Source organism: Streptomyces sp. NPDC048254 (assembly GCF_043201895.1).
Classification (GTDB): domain Bacteria; phylum Actinomycetota; class Actinomycetes; order Streptomycetales; family Streptomycetaceae; genus Streptomyces.
In genome coordinates, this window is the sequence record NZ_JBICZJ010000004.1 from 447,376 (window position 1) to 470,160 (window position 22,785).

Below are 22,785 nucleotides of genomic sequence, written 5' to 3' on the forward strand. Positions count from 1 at the left end.
AGGGAACCGCGTGGCTAACGAGGACAAGCTCCGGGACTATCTCCGGCGTGCGCTGAGCGAGGCGCAGAGTGCGCAGCGCAGGCTCGCCGAGATCGAACAGGCCCGGCGCGAGCCCATCGCGATCGTCGGCATGGCCTGCCGCTACCCCGGTGGCGTCGGCACGCCCGAGCAGCTGTGGGAGATGCTGGCCGCGGGCCGGGACGGGATCTCCGGGTTCCCCGCCGACCGCGGCTGGGACCTGACCGGACTGCCGGTCGGGCTCGGCGGGTTCGTCGCCGACGCCGGTGACTTCGACCCCGGGTTCTTCGGCATCTCGCCGCGCGAGGCGCTGGCCATGGACCCGCAGCAACGGCTGCTCCTCGAGACCTCCTGGGAGGCGTTCGAACGCGCCGGGATCGACCCGCTCACCGCACGCGGCAGCCGCACCGGCGTCTTCGCCGGCGTCATGTACCACGACTACGCGACGCTGATGGACAGCGTGCCCGAGGAACTGGAAGGTTTCATCGGCAACGGCAACGCCGCCAGCATCGCCACCGGCCGGGTCGCCTACACCTTCGGTTTCGAAGGCCCCGCGGTCACCGTGGACACCGCCTGCTCCTCGTCCCTGGTCACCCTGCACCTGGCGGTGCAGTCGCTGCGCTCCGGGGAGACGACGCTGGCCCTGGCCGGCGGTGTGACCATCATGTCCACCCCCGGCACCTACGTGGAGTTCGACCGGCTCGGCGGACTGGCCGGTGACGGCCGGTGCAAGGCGTTCTCCGCCGACGCCGACGGCACCGGCTGGTCCGAGGGCGTCGGCATGCTGCTGCTGGAGCGGCTCTCCGACGCGCAGCGCAACAACCACCCTGTCCTCGCCGTCATCCGCGGCTCCGCCGTCAACCAGGACGGCGCCTCCAACGGGCTCACCGCCCCCAACGGCCAGGCACAGCGCCGGGTCATCGTCGAGGCGCTGACCAACGCGGCACTGTCCCCCGGGGACATCGACGCGGTGGAGGCACACGGCACCGGCACCTCGCTGGGCGACCCGGTGGAGGCACAGGCCCTGCACGGCGTCTACGGCGCCGATCGCGACCGGCCGTTGTGGCTGGGATCGGTGAAGTCGAACATCGGGCACACCCAGGCCGCCGCAGGCGTCGCCGGCGTGATCAAGGTGGTCGAGGCGATACGCCACGGGGTGCTGCCCCGCACCCTGCACGTCGACGAACCGACCCCGCACGTCGACTGGGCCGGCGGCCCGCTGGAACTCCTCGCCGAATCACGGCCCTGGCCGGAGACGGAGGTCCGTCGTGCCGCGGTGTCGGCGTTCGGGGTGAGCGGGACCAACGCGCACGTGATCATCGAGCAGGCGCCGGTTGTTGAGCCGGTACCTGTCGGTGAACCGGTGGTGCCGGTGCCGGTGTTGGTGTCCGGACGTAGCGGTGAGGCGTTGCGGGGTCAGGCGGCGCGGTTGCGTGAGTACGTGCTTGCCGAGCCGGGCGTCGGCGTTGCGGAGGTGGCGCGTGCGGCGGCGCTGTCCCGGGCGGCTTTGGAGCATCGCGGTGCGGTGGTGGCCGCGGACCGGGACGAACTGCTCGCCGGGCTTGAGGAGCTGGCGGACGGGTCGGTCACCGGCGTTGCCGGGCACGGAGGTGGCACCGGGTTCTTGTTCTCGGGTCAGGGGTCGCAGTGGTCGGGTATGGGGCGGGAACTGGCCGAGCGGTACCCGGTGTTCGCGGCTTCCTTCGAGGACGTCTGTGCGCGGTTGGAGTCGGTGTTGGGGCGGCCGGTGCGGGAGGTGATTCTCGATGGCGGTGGTCGGTTGGATGAGACGTTGTTCGCGCAGTGCGGTCTTTTCGCGGTCGAGGTCTCGCTGTTCCGGCTCATCGAGTCCTTCGGAGTGGTCCCGGACTTCGTGGTCGGGCATTCGGTGGGTGAGGTGGCGGCCGCGCACGTGGCCGGGGTGTTGTCGCTGGATGACGCGGTCACTGTGGTGTGTGCGCGTGCCGGGCTGATGCAGGAGTTGCCGTCGGGTGGGGCGATGCTCGCGGTCAACGCCAGTGAGGCGGAGGTCGCGGAGGTCCTGTCCGGCGAGGTGGGTGTCGCGGCGGTCAATGGCGCCCGCTCGGTCGTCGTGTCCGGTGCCGAGTCGGCGGTGGAGGCTGTAGCGGCGCAGGCGCGGGTACGGGGTTGGCGGAATACCCGGCTGCGGGTGAGTCACGCGTTCCATTCGCCGTTGATGGACCCGGTGCTGGAGCGGTTCCGGGCGGCGATCGCCGGGGTCACCTTCGCCGCTCCGAGCATCCCCTTCGTGTCCACGGTGGATGTCTGCGCCGCTCCCGTGGATGCCGATTACTGGGTGCGTAATGTCCGGGACACCGTGCGGTTCGCGGATGCGGTTGCCCACCTGCACGGTCAGGGTGTGACGAGGTTCGTGGAGGTCGGTCCGGACGCCGCGCTGACCGCCGTAGGACCGGACTGTCTGGCGCAGGACGCGACGGCGGCCTTCATCCCGTTGCTGCGGCGCGATCAGCCCGAAGTCCGGTCGGTGGCGGCCGGGTTGGCCCGGTTCCATCCGCATGGCGGCGTCGTCGACTGGGCGTCGTATCTGCCCGCCGCGGCCCCCGTCGACCTGCCCACCTACGCCTTCCAACGCCGCCGCTACTGGCTGGAGTCGGCCCCCGGCGGCAACCTCGCCGCCTCGGGACTGCTCCCGGCCGGCAATCCGCTGCTCGGTGCGGCCACCGCGCTGGCCGGATCGGACGCGTATCTGCTCACCGGCCGGCTCTCGGTGGTGTCCCAGCCCTGGCTGGCCGACCACCGGGTGTCCGGGGCGATCGTGCTGCCCGGCGCGGCGTTCGTGGAGCTGGCGGTGCAGGCCGCCGACCGTGTCGGTTGCGACCGGGTCGAGGAACTCGTGCTGCGGGCGCCGCTGGTCCTGACCGACACGGGTGCGGTCCGGCTGCAACTGGCCGTCCGCGAGGCCCAGGACGCAGGCCATCGTGCCGTGGAGATCTACTCTCTGGCCGAGGACGCGTCCGAGGACGAGCCGTGGACGCTGCACGCCACCGGCACCCTCGCCGTCGGCCCGCCCGAACCCGTCACCGCCGAGGAGGTCTGGCCGCCGACGGACGCCACCCCGGTGGCCGTGGACGCCGCCTACGCCGATCTCGCCGCTCGCGGCCTCGGCTACGGCCCGGCGTTCCAGGGGCTGCGCGCGGCCTGGCGACGCGGTGACGAGATCTTCGCCGACATCGAACTGCCCGATGAACTCCGGGACAGGGCAGGCGGGTTCGGGCTGCACCCCGCCCTGCTGGACGCAGCCCTGCACGCGCTCGCGCTCACCGACGACACCGGTACCGCGCGGCTGCCGTTCTCCTGGGCCGGCGTCCGGCTGCACGCCGCCGGAGCAGCCGCCGTGCGGGTGCGGCTTGCCCCCACCGGCGAGGGTGCCTTCGCACTCGGCCTGTTCGACGGCACCGGTGCCCCGGTCGCCTCCGTCGAATCGCTGACTCTGCGGGCCGCCACCGGACAGGGGACGACGGGCCGGATGCCCCGGGACTCGCTGTTCCGGCTGGACTGGGAGACCGTCCCGGCCCCCGCCGAACCGGCCGCCGACCGGTGGGCGGTGCTGGGTGCGCCGCCCGATTCCCTGGCCGCCGACCTGCGGGCCGGCGGGGCCGACCTCGCGGGTGACGGTGCCGCCGACATCACCGTGCTGGCCGTTCCGGTGGGGCAGCCCGCCGAAGCGGTCACCGCCACCGTGCTGCGGCAGGCGCAGGACTGGCTGGCCGACAGCGCGGCGCCCGCACGGCTGCTCGTGGTCACCACCGGCGCGGTCGCCGGCGAACCCACCGACCCCCCGGCCGACCCGGGAGGGGCGGCGGTCTGGGGGCTGTTGCGTGCCGCGCAGGCCGAACAGCCCGGACGGATCGTGCTGGCCGACCTCGACGACACCGCCGAGTCCCGCCGCGCGCTGTCCTCCGTGCCGGCCATCGGGCAGCCTCAACTGGCCTTGCGCGGCGGTCTGTTGCGCGCGCCCCGGCTGGTCAGGCCCGAGCTGGTGCCGCCCGTGGAACCGCACTGGCGGCTGGCCGTCACCCGCCCGGGCACCCTGGACAACCTCGAGCTGGTGCCGGCCCCGGCCGCGGCGGCCCCGCTGCGGCCGGGCCAGGTGCGCATCGCGGTGCGGGCCGCCGGGCTGAACTTCCGTGACGTGCTGATCGCTCTGGGCATGTACCCCGGTGAGGTGGCCCTCGGCGGCGAGGGCGCCGGCGTGGTCACCGAGGTCGCCGACGACGTCACCGACCTCGCTCCCGGCACTCGGATCACCGGCCTCTTCGGGGACGCGTTCGCCCCGGTCGCGGTGGCCGAGCGGGCGGCCGTGGCACCGATTCCGGACGGCTGGACGTTCGAGCAGGCCGCCGCCATGCCGATCGCACACCTCACCGCCCGGCTCGGCCTGGTCGAACTCGCCGGACTGCGGGCCGGCGAGAAGGTGCTGATCCACTCCGCGGCCGGCGGCGTCGGCACGGCCGCCGTACAGCTGGCCCGGCACCTCGGCGCCGATGTCTACGGCACCGCGAGCGAGGGCAAGTGGCAGGTGCTGCGCGACCTCGGCCTGGACGACGCGCACATCGCCTCCTCACGGGACACCGGCTTCGCCGCGAAGTTCGGTCCGATGGACGTCGTACTGAACTCGCTGTCCGGCGAGTTCGTGGACGCCTCGGCGGGACTGCTGCGCCCCGGCGGCCGGTTCCTGGAGATGGGCAAGACCGACCTGCGCGACCCGGCCGACTTCCCGGACATCGACTACCTGCCGTACGACCTGATGCAGCTACCGCCGCAGGAGATGCAGCGGCTGCTGGTCGCGGTGCTGGAGCTGTTCGCCGCGGGCGCGCTGACCGTACCGCCGCCGTCCGTGTGGCCGGTCTCCCGGGCCGTGGACGCGTTCCGGTACCTCAGCCAGGCCCGGCACACCGGCAAGCTGGTGCTCACCCTGCCCCGTCGGCTCGACCCCCGGGGCACTGTCCTGATCACCGGTGGCACCGGCACTCTCGGCGGGCTGGTCGCCCGGCACCTGGTGCGCGAGCACGGTGTACGGCACCTGCTGCTGACCAGCCGCCGTGGCAGCGCCCCGGAGCTGGAGGCCGAGCTCACCGAACTCGGCGCCGAGGTGCGCGTGGTGGCCTGCGATGCCGGTGAACGGGACGCACTGGCCGCTTTGTTGGCCGATGTACCCGCCGAACATCAGCTGACCGCGGTGGTGCACGCGGCCGGGGTCTCCGACGACGGGTTGTTCACCGCGCTCACTCCGGAGCGGCTGGCCGCGACGCTGCGGCCCAAGGTGGCCGCCGCACGGCACCTGGACGAACTGACCCGCGGCTTGGACCTGGCCGCGTTCGTGCTGTTCTCCTCGGCCACCGGCACCCTCGGTGGCCCAGGCCAGGCCAATTACGCCGCCGCCAACGCCTGCCTGGACGCACTGGCCGGCCGGCGGCGCGCCGCCGGGCTGCCCGCCCAGTCGCTGGCCTGGGGGCTCTGGGCCCCGCCCAGCGGCATCACCGGCGAACTCTCGGCCGCCGACCTGGCCCGGATGGCTCGCGCCGGAGTGCAGGCGCTGTCCGCCGAGGAGGGGCTGGCGCTGTTCGACACGGCGCTGGCCGTCGACGAACCGGTGCTGCTGCCGGCCAAGGTCCGGTTGCACACCGCCGACCCGGTGCTGCTGCCACCGCTGCTACGCGGCCTGATGCGCGGCCCGCGACGTCGTACCGTCGCGGCGGCCGGGACCGGTACGGTCACCAGTCCGGCCCGGCTCACCGCTGAGGAACTGCTGACGCTGGTGCGTGCCGAGACGGCCGCCGTCCTCGGCCATGCCGACGCCGACGCCGTCGACCCGCGGGCGGAGTTTCGCGCGCTCGGCGTGGACTCGCTGTCCGCGGTGGAACTGCGCAACCGGCTCACCGCGGCCACCGGCACCGCCCTGCCCGCCACCCTCGTGTTCGACTACCCGACCCCCGCCGCGGTCGCCGGACACCTGCGCCAGGACGCGCCCGAGGACACGGCCGCGCCCACCACGGCCGGTGTCGGCATGCGCACCGACGAGCCCATCGCGATCGTCGGCATGGCCTGCCGGTTCCCGTCGGAGATCCGCTCCCCGGAACAGCTGTGGCGGTTCCTGCTCGACGGCGGTGACGGCATCACCGAGTTCCCGGCCGACCGCGGCTGGGACCTGGACTCGCTGTTCGACGCCGACCCGGACCGGCCGGGCACCTCCTACACCCGGCACGGTGGGTTCCTGCGCGCCGCCGCCGACTTCGACGCCGACTTCTTCGGCATCAATCCGCGCGAGGCGCTCGCCACCGACCCGCAGCAGCGGCTGCTCCTGGAGACCTCCTGGGAGACCTTCGAACACGCCGGGATCGACCCGGCCACGGTGCGCGGCAGCCGGACCGGGGTGTTCGTCGGCGTGATGCGCCAGGACTACGGCCCGATGCTGCACCACGCGGCCGAGGGCGTGGAGGGCTACCGGCTCACCGGCAGCGCGGCCAGCGTCGCCTCCGGCCGGCTCGCCTATGCGTTCGGCCTGGAAGGCCCCACCCTGACCGTGGACACCGCCTGCTCGTCCTCGTTGGTGGCACTGCACCTGGCCGCCCAGGCACTGCGCCGCGGCGAGTGCGACCTGGCGCTGGCCGGCGGCGCCACCGTGATGGCCACCCCTGGGCTGTTCGTGGAGTTCTCCCGGCAGCGCGGCCTGGCCGCCGACGGGCGCTGCAAGTCGTTCTCGGCCGACGCCGACGGCACCTCCTGGTCGGAGGGCGCCGGGATGCTGCTCGTGGAGCGGCTCTCCGACGCCCGTGCGGCCGGGCACCCGGTGCTGGCCGTGGTGCGCGGCTCCGCGGTCAACTCCGACGGCGCGTCCAACGGGCTCACCGCACCCAACGGCCCGTCCCAGCAGCGGGTGATCCGCACCGCGCTGGCCACGGCCGGACTGTCCCCCGGGGACGTCGACGCGGTGGAGGCGCACGGCACCGGCACCACCCTGGGCGACCCCATCGAGGCCCAGGCCCTGCTGGCCACCTACGGCCAGGGCCGGGACGGCGAGCCGCTGTGGCTCGGGTCGGTCAAGTCCAACATCGGGCACACCCAGGCCGCCTCCGGTGTCGCCGGGATCATCAAGATGGTCCTTGCCCTGCGGGAAGGGCTGCTGCCCCGCACCCTGCACGTCGACGCACCCAGCCCGCACGTGGACTGGGCCTCCGGCGCGGTGTCCCTGCTCACCGAGGCACGGCCCTGGCCGGAGACCGGCCGGGCCCGCCGCGCCGCGGTGTCCTCGTTCGGCGTCAGCGGCACCAACGCACACATCGTCATCGAGCAGGCCCCGGTCGAGGCATCCCCGCGGTCGCCCGCCCGGACACCCCTGCCGCTGCCGGTCGTGCTCTCCGCCCGCACCGAGACGGCCCTGCGCGCCCAGGCCGCCCGGCTGCTGACCCACCTCGGCGACCACCCGGACCTCGAACCGGCCGCGCTGGCACATTCGTTGCTGACCACTCGTGCCGCGCACCCGCACCGGGCGGCGGTGCTGACCGGTCCGCATGCCAGGGGGCCCCACACCGGGCTGGCCGCCCTCGCCGACGGCACCCCCGACGCCGACGTGGTCACCGGCTTCGCCTCCGACGCCGGGAAACTGGCCTTCCTGTTCCCCGGCCAGGGCTCCCAGCGCCTCGGGGCCGGCCGCGAACTGGCCGCCGGGTTCCCCGCCTACGCCGAGGCGTTCGACGCGGTGTGCGCCGAACTCGACCGGCACCTGCCCCGGCCGCTGCGCGAGGTGCTGTACGCCGCCGAGGGCAGCGCCGAGGCCGACCTGCTCGACCGCACCGACTTCACGCAGGCCGCGCTGTTCGCCGTGGAGGTCGCGCTGGTCCGGCTCACCGAGAGCTGGGGGCTGCGCCCCGACCTGGTGGCCGGGCACTCCGTCGGCGAGATCGTCGCCGCGCACATCGCCGGGGCGCTCACCCTCCGCGACGCCGCCACGCTGGTCACCGCCCGCGGCAGGCTGATGGCGGCGGCCACGGCGGGCGGCGCGATGGTCGCCGTCCAGGCCACCGAGGCCGAACTCGCCCCGACGCTGGCCGAGTACGCCGGGCAGGTACGGCTGGCCGCCGTCAACGGCCCGAGTGCGGTGGTGGTGTCCGGCGACGCCGACGCGGTCGCCGAGATCGGCGCGCACTGGCGCGGACGAGGCCGCCGTACCCGGCAGTTGCGGGTCAGCATGGCCCCGCACTCGCCGCACGTGGACGGCATCCTCGACGAGTACCGGGAGATCGTCACCGGCATCCCGTTCAGCGCGCCACGCCTGCCGGTCGTGTCCACGGTGACCGGGGCGCCGTTGTCCGAGCGGGAGATCGCCGACCCGGAGCACTGGGTGGCCAACGTCCGGGACAGCGTGCGGTTCCTGCCCGCGGTACGCGCCCTGGCCGAGGCCGGGGCCACCGCGTTCGTCGAGATCGGCCCGGCCGCCGCACTGACCGCGATGGCCCGCGACTGCCTGACCGCGACCGAACCCGACGGCGGGTCCGCGACCGAACCCGCCGCCGCCGGAACGGTCGTGCTGCCCACCCTGCGCGACGGCCGGGACGAGATCCCGGCCCTGCTGGACGCGCTGACCCGGCTGCATGTGCACGGCGTCTCCGCCGACTGGGCCGCGGTCACCGAAGACCGCGCGCCGGTGCCGGTTCCGCTGCCCACCTACCCGTTCCAGCACCGCCGGTTCTGGATGACCGGCGAAACGGCCGCCGACGCCGGCGCCGCCGGTCTCGGCACGATCGGACACCCGCTGCTCGGCGCGGCCGTCACGCTCGCGGACGGCGCCGGGGTGCTGTTCACCGGGCGACTGTCCACCACAGCCCAGCCCTGGCTGGCCGACCATGTGGTGGCCGGCCGGATCGTGCTGCCCGGCACCGCGTACGTCGACCTCGTCGCCCGCGCAGGGGACGAGGTCGGCTGCGGGCGGATCGCCGAACTCACCCTGGACGCACCCCTGGTCCTGCCCGAGCGCGGCAGCGCCGTACTCCAGCTGGTGCTCGGCACCCCCGACGACCAGGGCCGCCGGACGGTGACCCTGTACTCCCGGGCCGAGGCGGGCACCGCCGACGAGCCCTGGACCCGGCACGCCACCGGCACCGTCGAACCGGCGGACGACAGCGCGCCGCCGTTGGGCGAGTGGCCCCAGGCCGGGTCCGAGTGGGGAGAGCCGGGCGCCCTGTACGAGCTGCTGGCCGACCGCGGCCTCGCCTATGGACCGGTGTTCCAGGGCCTGCGCCGGGTCTGGCGGCACGGCGCGGAGCTGTACGCCGAGGTCGCCCTGCCCGAACCGGCCGGGCCCGCGGGCTTCGGGGTCCACCCGGCGCTGCTGGACGCCGCGTTGCACGCCCTGGCCACCGACCCGGAGGCGACCACGGCCGCCCTGCCGTTCGCCTGGACCGGCGTGACCGTCCGGCAGCCCGGCGCCGACTCGCTGCGGGTCCGGCTGACCCCGGCCGACGGCGGCTTCGCCATCGCCGCGTACGACGGCTACGGCGCCCCGGTCCTCACCGTGGACAGCCTCGCGCTGCGCCCGATACCCGCCGGACTGAGCGCCCCGGACTCCGGGACCGAGGCACTGCACAGGGTCGACTGGACGCCGGTGCGCCCCGCCGCGGAGGACCCCGCGCCCACCGACACCGAGTCCCCCGATGCCATCGAGCTCGGCGCCGACCTCGACCTCACCGCGGTGACCGACCCCGGAGAGTGGTTGCTCGCCACGCTGCCCGCCACCACGAACGACCCGGCCGGCATCGCCACCGCCACCCACCGAGTCCTGGCCCTGCTGCGCACGTTCCTGGCCGAGGAACGCTTCGCCGGCACCACGCTCGCCCTGCGCACCACCGGAGCCGTCGACGGCACCGACCTGGGCGCCGCAGCCGTCTGGGGCCTGACCCGCTCCGCCCAGTCGGAGAACCCGGGCCGGATCGTGCTCCTCGACAGCGACGGCAGCCTGCCCGACCCCGTCGGCATAGCCACCGGCGAGCCCCAACTGGCCGTCCGGGACGGCGTGGTGCGCGTACCCCGGCTGGTCCGCGCCGACGCCGGTGAGCCCGCCGTATGGCACCCGGAGGGCACGGTACTGATCACCGGCGGTACCGGCGCCCTCGGCTCGGAACTGGCCCGGCACCTCGCGGCCGAGCACGGCGTACGGCACCTGCTGCTCACCGGCCGCCGTGGCCTCGACGCCCCGGGCGCCGCCGAACTGGCCGCCTCTCTCGCCGAACTCGGCGCCACCGCCCGGGTGGTGGCCTGCGACGTCGCCGACCGGGACGCGCTGGCCGCGCTGCTGGCCGACATCCCCGAATCGCACCCGCTGACCGCGGTGGTGCACGCCGCAGGTGTGCTGGACGACGGGATGCTCGCCGCGCAGACCCCCGAGCGCATCGACCGGGTGCTGCGGCCCAAGGCGGCCGCAGCGCTGCACCTGGACGAGCTGACCCGCGGCCTGGACCTGGCCGCGTTCGTGCTGTTCTCGTCGGCCGCCGGGATCCTGGGCAGTCCCGGACAGAGCAACTACGCCGCCGCCAACGCGGTCCTGGACGGCCTCGCCGCCCGCCGCCGCGCGGCCGGCCTGCGCGCCGTGTCACTGGCCTGGGGCCTGTGGGCCGGGGGCATGGGCGACACGGCGGACGGCGCCGCCCGGCAGCGCATCGAACGCCTCGGTGTGGTGCCGCTCGAACCGGCCGAGGGCATGCGGCTGTTCGACGCCGCCGTATCCGGCGAGAGCGCCCTGGCCGTCCCGGTCCGGCTGGACCTGGCCGCGCTCCGCGAACAGGCCCGCACCGTCCCGCCGGCCCCGGTGCTGCGCGGCCTGGTCCGCGTCCCGGTCCGCCGCGCCGGCGGCACCGGCGCGCTCCAGGCGGCGTTCGCCGGACTCGACGAGGCCGCCCGCGGCCGACTGGTGCACGACACCGTACGCACCGCGGTCGCCGCCACCCTGGGCCACGGCAACGCGGCCGGCCTGGGCGACCGGCGCGCCTTCACCGACCTCGGCTTCGACTCGCTGACCTCGGTGGAACTGCGCAACCGGCTGGCCGCCGGCACCGGCCTCGCGCTGCCCGCCACCCTGGCCTTCGACCACCCGAGCATCGCGGCCACCGCCGACTACCTGCTGCGCAGGCTCACCGCGGCCGCCGCCCCGGCGCCCACCGCAGCCCGCCGCTCCGGACCGGCCGACGAGCCGATCGCCATCATCGGCATGGCCTGCCGCTACCCCGGCGGAGTGCGCTCCCCGGAGGACCTGTGGCGACTGGTGACCGCGGACGGCGACGGCATCTCGCCGTTCCCCGCCGACCGCGGCTGGCACACCGAACAGCTCTACGACCCCGACCCCGACCGCGCCGGGCGCACCTATCTCACCAAGGGCGGATTCCTGCACGACGCGGCCGAGTTCGACGCGGGCCTGTTCGGGATCTCACCGCGCGAGGCCCTCGCCATGGACCCCCAGCAGCGGCTGCTCCTGGAGACCTCCTGGGAGGCACTGGAACGCACCGGCATCGACCCGATGTCCCTGCGGGACACCGACACCGGCGTGTTCGTCGGCGTCATGTACCACGACTACGCCACCCGGCTCCCCAGCACCCCGCAGGACGTCGAGGGCTACCTCGGCGCCGGCACCGCGGGCAGCGTCGCCTCCGGCCGGGTCGCCTACACCTTCGGCCTCCAGGGCCCCGCGGTCACCGTGGACACCGCCTGCTCCTCCTCCCTGGTCACGCTCCACCTCGCGGCGCAGGCGCTGCGCGCGGGGGAGTGCTCGCTGGCGCTGGCCGGCGGCGCCACCGTGATGTCCACCCCCGGCACCTTCATCGAGTTCTCCCGGCAGCGCGGACTGGCCGCCGACGGCCGGGTGAAGGCGTTCTCCGCCGACGCGGACGGCACCGTCTGGTCCGAGGGCGTCGGCCTGCTGGTGGTGGAGCGGCTCTCCGACGCGCGCCGCAACGGCCACCGCGTCCTCGGCGTGCTGCGCGGCTCGGCCGTCAACCAGGACGGCGCCTCCAACGGGCTCACCGCCCCCAACGGCCCCTCCCAGGAACGGGTCATCCGCACCGCGCTCGCCGCCGCCCGACTGTCCCCCACGGACGTCGACCTGGTGGAGGCGCACGGCACCGGCACCGCCCTGGGCGACCCGATCGAGGCCCAGGCGCTGCTGGAGACCTACGGCGCCGATCGCGAACAGCCCCTGTGGCTCGGGTCGGTGAAGTCGAACATCGGGCACACCCAGGCCGCCGCCGGGGTCGCCGGTGTGATCAAGGTCGTACAGGCGATGCACCACGGGGTGCTGCCGCGCACCCTGCACATCGGCGAACCGACCTCGCACGTGGACTGGTCGGCCGGTGCGGTACGGCTGCTCACCGAGGCACGGCCGTGGCCGGAGCGCGAGGGGCCGCGGCGGGCGGCGGTGTCCTCGTTCGGGATCAGCGGCACCAACGCCCACGTGATCATCGAACAGGGCCCGGAGGTTCCGGCCCCGCAGCCGGCGCCCCGGCGGGTGGTGCCGGTGCCGCTGTCCGGCAACACCGAGGCCGCACTGCGTGCCCAGGCCGGCCGGCTGCGCACCTGGCTGGCCGCCGAACCGGCGCCCGCAATCACCGAGTTGGCCGCCGGGCTGACCACGGGGCGTACCGCGCTGACCCACCGCGCCGTGGTGGTGGCGGCCGACCACGAGGAACTCCTCACCGCACTGACCGCACTGGCCGCCGGGGACACCGCACCGCACATCGCCACCGGAACCGCCGGGGCCACCGGCCGCACGGTGTTCGTGTTCCCGGGGCAGGGGGCGCAGTGGACGGGGATGGCGGTGGAACTGCTGGACTCCGCGCCGGTGTTCGCGGAGCGGATGGCCGCATGCGCCTCGGCGCTCGGTGAGTTCGTGGACTGGTCGCTGCTCGGTGTGCTGCGGGGGGAGGCCGGACAGCCGTCCCTGGAGCGCGTGGACGTCGTACAGCCGGTGTCGTTCGCGGTGATGGTGTCGCTTGCCGCGTTGTGGCGGTCGTTCGGGGTGGAGCCGGACGCGGTGGTGGGGCATTCGCAGGGGGAGATCGCCGCCGCGTGTGTGGCGGGGGCGCTGTCCCTGCGGGACGCCGCGCTGGTGGTCTGCGTGCGGAGCGGGCTGATCGCGGGGCAACTGGCCGGACACGGCGGGATGGCCTCCGTGACCCTGCCCGCCGACGAGGTGACCGCCCTGCTGCCCCCGGGTGTGACGGTCGCCGCGGTCAACGGCTCCGCCTCGACGGTGGTCTCCGGCGACCCGGCGGCCCTGGACCGGCTGCTGGCCGACTGCGAGACGCGGGGCATCCGCGCCCGTCGTATCGCGGTGGACTACGCCTCCCACTCCCCGCAGGTCGAACGGATCCAGACGCGACTGGTCGAGGCGCTCGCGGAGGTGCGGCCGCGGGCGGCGGACGTGCCGATGTTCTCCACGGTCACCGCCGACTGGGCCGATACCGCCACGTTGGACGCGGGGTACTGGTACCGCAACCTCCGTCAGACCGTTCATTTCGAAGCAGTCGTACGCGCCTTGGCCGAGCAGGGCCACCGCGGCTTCGTCGAGGTCAGCCCGCACCCCGTGCTGACGCCCGGCATCGACCAGACGCTGGACGAGGTGACCGTCGTGGGCTCGCTGCGCCGCGACGAGGGCGGCCTCGAACGGTTCCTGCTCTCCGTCGCCGAGGCGCAGGTCGCCGGGCTCCCGGTACGGCTGACCGCCGCCTTCGACGGCACCCGGCCCGCCGCACCGGACCTGCCCACCTACGCCTTCCAGCGGCAGCGCTACTGGCTGGCCGCCCCGGAGCACACCGGCACCGACGCGGCGGACGGCACGTTCTGGGCGGCCGTGGACACGGCCGACCCCAAGGCACTGGCCGACCTGCTCGGCATGCCGGCCGAACCGCTCGCCGAGATCCTGCCCGCACTGGCCGCCTGGCGCACCGCCCAGGAGACGACCGCCACCACCGACAGCCGGCGCTACACCGTGGGCTGGCGGCCCGTCGAGGCCACCGACGCGGTGCTGAGCGGCACCTGGCTGGTGGTCGGCCCGGACGACCCGGCCCTGGCCGAGGACTGCGCCGCCGCGCTCGCACGCGCCGGGGCCGACGCCCGCGTGGCCGACCCGGACACCGTCGCGGCCGAGGCCGGCACGGCGACCGGGGTGGTCTCGCTGCTCGGCCTGACCGAGGGCCCGCACCCGGACCACCCCGCCGTACCCGCCGGACTGGCCGCCACCCTCGACCTGCTGCGCGCCCTGGCCGACACCGGTACCGCGCTGTGGCTGGTCACTTCCGGCGCGGTCGCCGCCACCCCGGCCGACCGGCTGCGCCACCCCGAGCAGGCCATGCTCTGGGGCCTGGGCCGCACCCTCGCGCTGGAGCAGCCGAAACTGTTCGGCGGCATCGTCGACCTGCCCGAGGACCCGGGCCGGGGACTCGACCGGCTCGCCGCGCTGCTGGCCGGCACCGAGGACCAGGCCGCCGTACGCGACACCGGGCTGCTGGTGCCGCGCCTCGCGCACGCCCCGCTGGGCGGGCGCACCCCGGCCCGGCCGTGGCAGCCCACCGGTACCGTACTGGTCACCGACGGCCTCGGCCCGATGGGGCTGCCGGTGGCCCGCTGGCTGGCCGCGGGCGGTGCACAGGCGCTGGTCCTCACCACCGAGGACCCGGCCGCCACCGCACCGGACGACCTCGGCGTCCCGGTCACCGTCAGCACCTGCGACCCGGCCGACGGGACCGCGCTCGCCGAACTGCTCGCCGCCGTCCCCACGGACACACCGCTGACCGCCGTGGTACACACCGCGGGCACCCTGCGCTCCGGCCCGCTGGCCGGCACCGACCTAGCCGAGGTCGCCGCCACCCTCGACGCCAAGGTGCGCGGCGCGGCCAACCTGCACCGGCTCACCGGAGAGCTGGACGCGTTCGTGCTCTTCTCCTCCGTCGCGGCCACCTGGGGCGGCAGCGAACAGGGCGCGTTCGCCGCGGCCAACGCCTACCTCGACGCGCTGGCTCAGCACCGGCAGGCCCGCGGGCTGCCCGCCACCGCCGTCGCCTGGGGCCCCTGGGAGGGCGCCGGGTTCGGCGCGGACGACGCCGGCACCGAGGCCCGGCGCCGGGAGGAACTGCGCCGCCGGGGCGTGCTGGCGCTGCCCCCGCAGGAGGCGCTCGCCGCGCTGGCCGAGGCGGTGCGGCACGCCGACACCACCGTGACCGTCGCCGACGTGGACTGGGCCGGCTTCGCACCCGCGTTCACCGCTGTCCGGCCCAGCCCGCTGCTGGGCGACCTGCCCGAGGTACGGGACGCGCTCACCGCCGTGACCGGCGAACCGGACGCCGCCGAGTCCCGGCTCGCCGACCGGCTCGGCGCACTGCCCGAGGCCGACCAGCAGCGCGAACTCGTCGAGCTGGTACGACGGGAGGTCGCCGTCGTCCTCGGGCACGGCGACCCGGAATCCCTGCCCACCGGACGACCGTTCACCGACCTCGGCTTCGACTCGCTGGCCGCGGTCAACCTGCGCAACCGGCTCGGCGCGGCCACCGGCGTACGACTGTCGGCCGGCGCCGTGTTCGACCATCCGACCCCCGCCGGACTCGCCGACCACCTGCGCCGGCAGCTGGTGGTGCCGGCCGCGACCGCCGTCGGCTCGCTGGACGAGGAACTCGACCGGCTGGCCGGAGTGCTGGCCGAGGTGTCCGGCGAGGACGACCGGCGGCGGGCACTGACCCGGCTGCAAGGACTGGTCGGCCGGCTGACCCCGCGCGCCGACGGCGGCCGCGAGTCGGTCACCGAACAGCTCGGGGCCGCCAGCGACGAAGAGATCTTCCGGTTCATCGACTCGGAGTTGAGCTGATCATGAGTGATGTCGACCGTCTCCGCGACTACCTGCGCAAGGTCACCGTCGACCTGCACGAGACCCGGCAGCGGTTGCGGGACTACGAGCAGCGCGACACCGAGCCGGTGGCCGTCGTCGGCATGGCCTGCCGCTTCCCCGGCGGCATCGCCTCGCCCGAGGACCTGTGGGAGGTGGTGGCCGAAGGACGGGACGTGATGTCGGCCTTCCCCACCAACCGGGGCTGGCCCCTGGACCGCCTCTTCGACCCCGACCCCGACCGGCCCGGCACCACCTACGTCAAGGAGGGCGGGTTCCTTTACGACGTGGCCGACTTCGACGCCACGTTCTTCGGTATCTCGCCCCGCGAGGCCCTCGCCATGGACCCGCAGCAGCGGCTGCTCCTGGAGACCTCCTGGGAGGCACTGGAACGGGCCGGCATCGACCCGCTGTCGCTGCGCGGCAGCCGGACCGGAGTGTTCGTCGGCAGCGGCGCCCAGGACTACGGGATGCTCGCCGCGCAGGCCGCCGAGGACCTGGAGGGCTACCTGCTCACCGGCAACGCGGTCAGCGTGCTCTCCGGACGGCTGTCGTACACCCTCGGCCTGGAGGGGCCCGCGCTGTCCGTGGACACCGCCTGCTCGGCCTCGCTGGTCGCCCTGCACCTGGCCCGCCAGTCGCTGGCCCGCGGCGAGTGCTCGCTGGCGCTGGCCGGCGGCGCGTCGGTGCTGTCCACCCCGGCCGGGTTCGTGGAACTGTCCCGGCAGCGCGGGCTGGCCCCGGACGGCCGCGCCAAGGCGTTCGCCGAGGCCGCCGACGGCACCGCCTGGGCCGAGGGCGCCGGGATCCTGGTGGTGGAGCGGCTCTCCGACGCGCGCCGCAACGGCCACCGCGTCCTCGCCGTGGTGCGCGGCTCGGCCGTCAACCAGGACGGCGCCTCCAACGGCCTGACCGCGCCCAACGGGCCCTCCCAGGAACGGGTCATCCGCGCCGCGCTCGCCGACGCGGGCCTGGCCGCCGCCGACATCGACGCCGTCGAGGCACACGGCACCGGGACCGCGCTGGGCGACCCCATCGAGGCCAACGCGCTGCTCGCCACCTACGGCCGCAACCGGCCCGTCGACCGGCCGCTGTGGCTGGGCTCGCTCAAGTCCAACCTGGGCCACGCCGGCGCGGCGGCCGGGGTCGGCGGCATCATGAAGACGGTGATGGCGCTGCGCGGCGACCGGCTGCCGCGCACCCTGCACGTGGACGCGCCCACCTCCGAGGCGGACTTCGCCTCCGGCGCGGTGGCGCTGCTCACCGAGGAGCAGCCCTGGCCGGAGACCGGCCGCCCGCGCCGGGCCGGCGTCTCCGCGTTCGGCATCAGCGGCACCAACGCACACGTACTGCTGGAACAGGCCGACGACTTCGAGGCGCCGGAGCCGGGAACGGCCGTGGCGGCCGACGCGACCGGCAGGCCCGGGCCGGTGCCCCTGGTCGTCTCCGCCCGCTCCCGCGAGGCCCTGCGCGCCCAGGCCGAGCGCCTATTGCCCCTGGTAGGGAGTGGTATCCCGCTGCCCGACCTCGCCGCGGCCCTGCTGCACTCCCGCGCCGCCCTCGAACACCGCGCCGTGGTCGTCGCCGCAGGTCCGGACACCGCCGCCGAGGGCCTGACCGCCCTGGCCGCGGGCCGGCCGCACGACACCCTGGTCAGCGCCACCGCCGCACCGGACGACCGGGTGGTGTTCGTGTTCCCCGGCCAGGGCTCCCAGTGGGCCGGCATGGCCGCCGAACTCCTCGACTCCGCCCCGGTGTTCGCCGCACACCTCGCCGAGTGCGACACCGCGGCCCGCGCCTTCGTGGACTGGTCCCTCACCGACGTGCTGCGCGGGGCGCCCGGCGCGCCCGACATGGAGCGCATCGAGATCCTGCAACCGGTGCTGTTCGCGGTGATGGTGTCACTGGCCGAACTGTGGCGCTCCTACGGCCTCACCCCGGCCGCGGTGGTCGGCAGCAGCCAGGGCGAGATCGCCGCCGCCTACACGGCCGGAGCCCTGTCCCTGCACGACGCGCTGAAGATCGTGGTGCTGCGCAGCCAGCTGTTCGCCGACGAACTGCGCGGCAACGGCGCGGTGGTGTCGGTGGCCGCGCCCGAGGAGCAGGTCCGCGCCCGGCTGGCCGCCCAGGGCGACGCGCTGCACATCGGCGGGGTCAACGGCCCGAACGCGGTCACCGTGGTCGGCGAGTCGGCCGGCCTCGATCGGTTCGTCGCCGAGGCCACCGCCGACGGGCTGCGCGCCCGGCTGGTCGCCTCCACCGTCGCCTCGCACTGCGACCAGGTGGACCCGCTGCACGACCGCATCGTGGACATGTTCGCGGACGTACGGCCCGCCGCCACCGAGGTGCCGTTCTGCTCCACCGTCACCGGCGCCTTGACCGACACCGCCGCCCTCGGTGCGGAGTACTGGTTCGACAACGCCCGTCGGCCGGTGGCCTTCGACCCGGCCGTGCGCACCCTGCTGGCCGCCGGGTTCCGGTACTTCGTCGAGGTCAGCCCGCACCCGGTGCTGGTCACCGCCGTGCAGGAGATCGCCGAGGACGCCGGGGCCGAGGCCGCCGCGGTCGGTTCGCTGCGCCGCGACCAGGGCGGCCTGGACCGCTTCCTGCGCTCGGCGGCCGACGCGTACACCCGCGGCGCCCCGGTCGACCTGGGCGCCGCCCTGGCCGGCCGGGACACCGCCTGGGTGGACCTGCCCACCTACCCCTTCCAGCGGCAGCGCTACTGGCCGGAGCCCGACCCCACCGCCATCACGGCGACCTCCGATCCGATGGAGTCCGGCTTCTGGGAGGCGGTCGAGAACGCCGACCTGGCCGGCCTCAGCGACGCCCTGGAACTGGACACGGCACCGCTGGCCGCCGTACTGCCCGCGCTGTCGGCGTGGCGGCGGCAGCGGCGGGAGCAGTCGGTCGTCGACTCCTGGCGTCACACCCTGGACTGGCGGCCGGTGCCCGACCCGGCGAGCGCCCGGCTGTCCGGGGACTGGCTGGTCGCCGTACCCCCGGGGCACACCGGTCCGGAAGCCGACGTCCTGGCCCGGCACGGCGCCCGGGTGATCCGGGTCGAGGTCACCGCCGGCCCGCCGGACCCGGAAGCCCTGCGCACCGCGTTGGCCGGCGCGCAACCCGCCGGTGTGCTCGCCCTGTTGGCCTGGCCGGCCGCCGTGACCCTGGTCCGCGCCCTCGTCGAGGCGGGCGTGGCCGCCCCGCTGTGGTTCACCACCACGCAAGCGGTGGCCCTGGACGCCGAGCCGGACGGCGACCCGGGCCGGGCCGGGCTGTGGGGCCTGGCCCCCACCGTGTCCCTGGAACACCCGGCCCTCACCGGCGGCATCGTCGACCTGCCCGCCGGGGCCGACGAACGGGCGCTGACCCGCTGGTGCGCGGCGCTGTCCGGGCGGACCGGCGAGGAACAACTGGCCGTCCGCCCCGCCGGGTTGTTCGCCCGTCGCCTGGTCCGCAGCCCGCTCACCGCCCCGGCGGGCGCCGTCTGGCGGCCCACCGGCACCACCCTGGTCACGGGCGCGGACACCGCCGTCGGCGCGGCCACGGCCCGCTGGCTGGCCGCCGCGGGTGCCCCCGCACTGCTGCTGACCGCCGACCCCGACACCACCGTGACCGCGGACCTCGTCACCGAACTGCGCGACCTGGGCGCCGAAGTACACACCGTGGCATGCGATCTGACGGACCGTGAGAAGGTCGCCGAGCTGCTCGCCGGGCAGCCGGTCACCGCCGTGCTGCACACCGCCGTACCGCTGACCGAGGCGCCGCTGACCGCCCTCGACGGCGGTGCCGCGCCCAACCCCGGGGTCACCGCCGCATGGCATCTGCACGACCTCACCCGCGACACCCCGCTCACCGCGTTCGTGCTGTTCTCCTCCGTGTCCGGCACCTTCGGCGGTGTCGGCCAGGCCGGCTACGCCGCGGCCGCCGCCGCACTGGACGCGCTGGCCGAACACCGCGCCGCCGCCGGGCTGCCCGCCCTGTCGGTGGCCTGGGCGCCCTGGGACGACCCGGCCGACACCACCGGGGTGGCGGCCACCCGCCGGGAACGGCTGGCCGGCCGGGGCATCGCGGTCCTCGACGAGCACCGCGCCCTGGCCGCCCTCGGCGCCGCGCTCACCGCCGGGGACACCCGGCTGCTGCTCGCCGACGTGGACTGGCCGCGGTTCCGCGCCGCGTACACCGTCACCGGACCGCGGCCGCTCATCGCCGAGTTCACCCCCGACCGCGGCCGCCGCGAGCCCACCGGCCCGGACACCCCGGACGCCGGCCGGCTGGCCGCCCTGCCCGCCGCCGAGCGGTACGGCGCGCTGCTGGCCGCGATCGCCGGGCAGGCCGCCGCCGTCCTGGGCTTCGCCGACGGCTCCGCGATCGACCCGGCCCGCCGCTTCCTCGAACATGGCTTTGACTCGCTGACCACCCTGGAACTGCGCAACCGGCTGTCGGCGGCCACCGGGTTACGGCTGACCGCGGCCACCCTGTTCGAGCACGACACCCCCGAGGCGCTCGCCCGGCACCTGCGGGGCGAACTCGGCCCGGACCCGGCCGCCACCCCCGAGACCGGGGTGTTCACGGGCCTGTGGCGTGCGGCGGCCGACGCCGGGAAGACCGGCGAGTTCGTCGAACTGCTCGGCGCCGCCGCCAAGCTGCGCACCACCTTCGGCTCCGCCGACGAGGCCGGTCCGCTGCCCGGACCGGTGGAGCTGACCGCCCACGACGACGGCCCGCTCCTGGTCTGCCTGCCCACCGTGCTGGCCACCTCCGGCCCGCACCAGTACGCCCGGTTCGCCGCCGGACTGCGTGGCCGGCGCGCGGTGTCGGCACTCGCCCTGCCCGGTTACCTCGACGGCGAACGGCTGCCCGCCGACCGGCCCGCCGCCATCGCGGCCGCCACCCGGCAGGTGGAGGCGGCGGCGGGGGAGCGGCCGGTGGTGCTGGTCGGCTACTCCTCGGGAGGCCTGCTGGCCGACGGCGTCGCCGCCGAACTGGCCGCGCGGGGTCGGGCCGCCGCCGGGCTGGTCCTCGTCGACACCTTCGTCTTCGGCCCCGAACTCCCCACCGAAGGCGCCGCCCTGTTCGAGCAGATGCTCGCCCGGCTGGCCGACAGCGGCGCGGTCACCGACGCCCGGCTCACCGCCATGGGCGGCTATCTCCGGCTGCTCACCGACTGGGAACCCGCCGACTCCGGCACGCCGGTCCTGGTGGCCCGCGCCACCGAGCCGCTCACCGGGTTCGACCGCCCGCCCGCCTCCTGGGCGTACCCGCACGACGTGGTGGAGCTGGCCGGCGACCACTTCACCGTCCTCGAAGAGCACGCCGACCGTACTGCCCAGGCGGTGCACGAGTGGTTGGAGAAACAGTGACACAACGACGCACCACCGTTCTGGTCGTCGGCGCGGGCCCGTGCGGCCTGGCCATGGCCGCTCAGCTCAGCCGGCTCGGCGTGCCGGTCACCGTGGTCGACGCGGCCGACCATCCGCACACCGGCTCCCGGGCGATCCTGCTCTGGCCGCCGGTACGGGAGGTGCTCGGCGAACTGGGGCTCGCCGAGCGGGCCGCCCGCGACAGCGTCCAGCCCGCCGCGCTCCACTATCACCTGGGCTCCGGCGGCAGCGTGCGCGTGCCGCTCAGCGAGGCCAACGCTCCCCTGGTGCTGCCTCAGGAGCACACCGGCCGGCTGCTCGCGGAGGCCCTGGCCGACCGGGGCGTCGACGTCGAGTGGGGCACCCGGGTCACCAAGGTCGCCCCGGACGCGCACACGGTCACCGTCACCGCGAGCCGCGCCGACGGCACCACCACCGAGATCGAGGCCGACTGGGTGGTGGGCGCCGACGGGCTGCACAGCCAGGTCCGCGCCCAGCTGGGCATCGACTTCTCCGGGGCCCGGTTCCCGGCCACCTTCCTGCTCGCGGAGGGACGTATCGCCGGCGAGCACGGCACCGCCGGGATCAGCACCGAGGAGATCCACTACTTCCTCGCCGACACCGGGGTCGCGCTGATCGCCCCGCTGCCCGGCGGCGAGTTCCGCATCTCCGGCGCGGTCCCGGACGGCACCGAGGCCACCGCCGAGCAGGCCCAGGCACTGCTGGACGAACGCGGGCCCGGCGGGCTCCGCTTCACCGAGGTGCGCACCGTGACCCTGTTCGCCAGCGACGAGCGGGTGGCCGGCGCGCTCCGCTCCGGCCGTTGCTTCCTCGTCGGCGACGCCGCCCACGTGCACAGCCCGATCGGCGGCCAGGGCCTCAACCTCGGCATCCCCGACACCCGCAACCTGGCCTGGAAACTCGCCGGCGTGGTGCACGGCCGACTCCACGAGTCGATCCTGGACACCTACGACCCCGAGCGCCGGGCCGCGATCGAGCAGACCCTCCAGGCCACCGGCCGGATGGCCCGGCAGGCCGTGGTCGGCCCGCTGGCCCGTCAGATCCGCAACCTCACCTGGCGGTTGCTCGACGCCACCGGCGTACTGGCCCGCGGCTACGCCCCGATGCTGGCCGGCTGGCGCAGCCACTACCCGGACGTGCTGTTCGGCGGCACGGAACGCGCCCGGCCGCGCCCCGGCACCCGGGACCCCGGGTGGATCCCCAAGCCGGCCGACGAACTGGCCGGCCGGTTCCAGCTGATCACCTACGGCGGCAAGGACACCCGACTGGCCACCGAGGCGGCGGAGTTGGCCGACCGACTGTCCGAACTGGTCGCACACTTCCCACTGGACGGCCCCGCCGAGAAGTACGTGCTGCTGCGCCCGGACGGCTATGTGGCCGCCGCCGGCCCCGCCGACCGGTTCCCCGGCGCCGCCGCGAAGCTCGCAGCACTGGTCCCCACCCTGTCGTCCCCGGCCGAGCCCGCCCGCTGACGGCCGA

At 75.4% G+C, this 22,785-nt stretch carries 3 protein-coding genes; all 3 read left to right on the forward strand.

Annotation, left to right across the window (positions count from 1 at the left end):
- Positions 1-10: 10 nt before the first annotated feature.
- Genes ACGFZQ_RS14620 through ACGFZQ_RS14630 form a run of 3 tightly spaced genes read left to right on the forward strand, consistent with a single transcriptional unit; the run spans position 11 to position 22,778 of the window.
- Complete coding sequence (locus ACGFZQ_RS14620) at positions 11-15,901, forward strand: type I polyketide synthase (protein ID WP_393840653.1); 15,891 nt, start codon at positions 11-13, stop codon at positions 15,899-15,901.
- Positions 15,901-21,285, forward strand: a complete 5,385-nt coding sequence (locus tag ACGFZQ_RS14625; RefSeq protein WP_393840783.1) for a type I polyketide synthase — start codon at positions 15,901-15,903, stop codon at positions 21,283-21,285. The genes ACGFZQ_RS14620 and ACGFZQ_RS14625 overlap by 1 nt, the downstream gene beginning before the upstream one ends.
- Positions 21,282-22,778 (forward strand): FAD-dependent oxidoreductase, encoded by a 1,497-nt coding sequence (locus ACGFZQ_RS14630; RefSeq protein WP_393840654.1) that lies wholly within the window; start codon positions 21,282-21,284, stop codon positions 22,776-22,778. The genes ACGFZQ_RS14625 and ACGFZQ_RS14630 overlap by 4 nt, the downstream gene beginning before the upstream one ends.
- Positions 22,779-22,785: the final 7 nt, after the last annotated feature.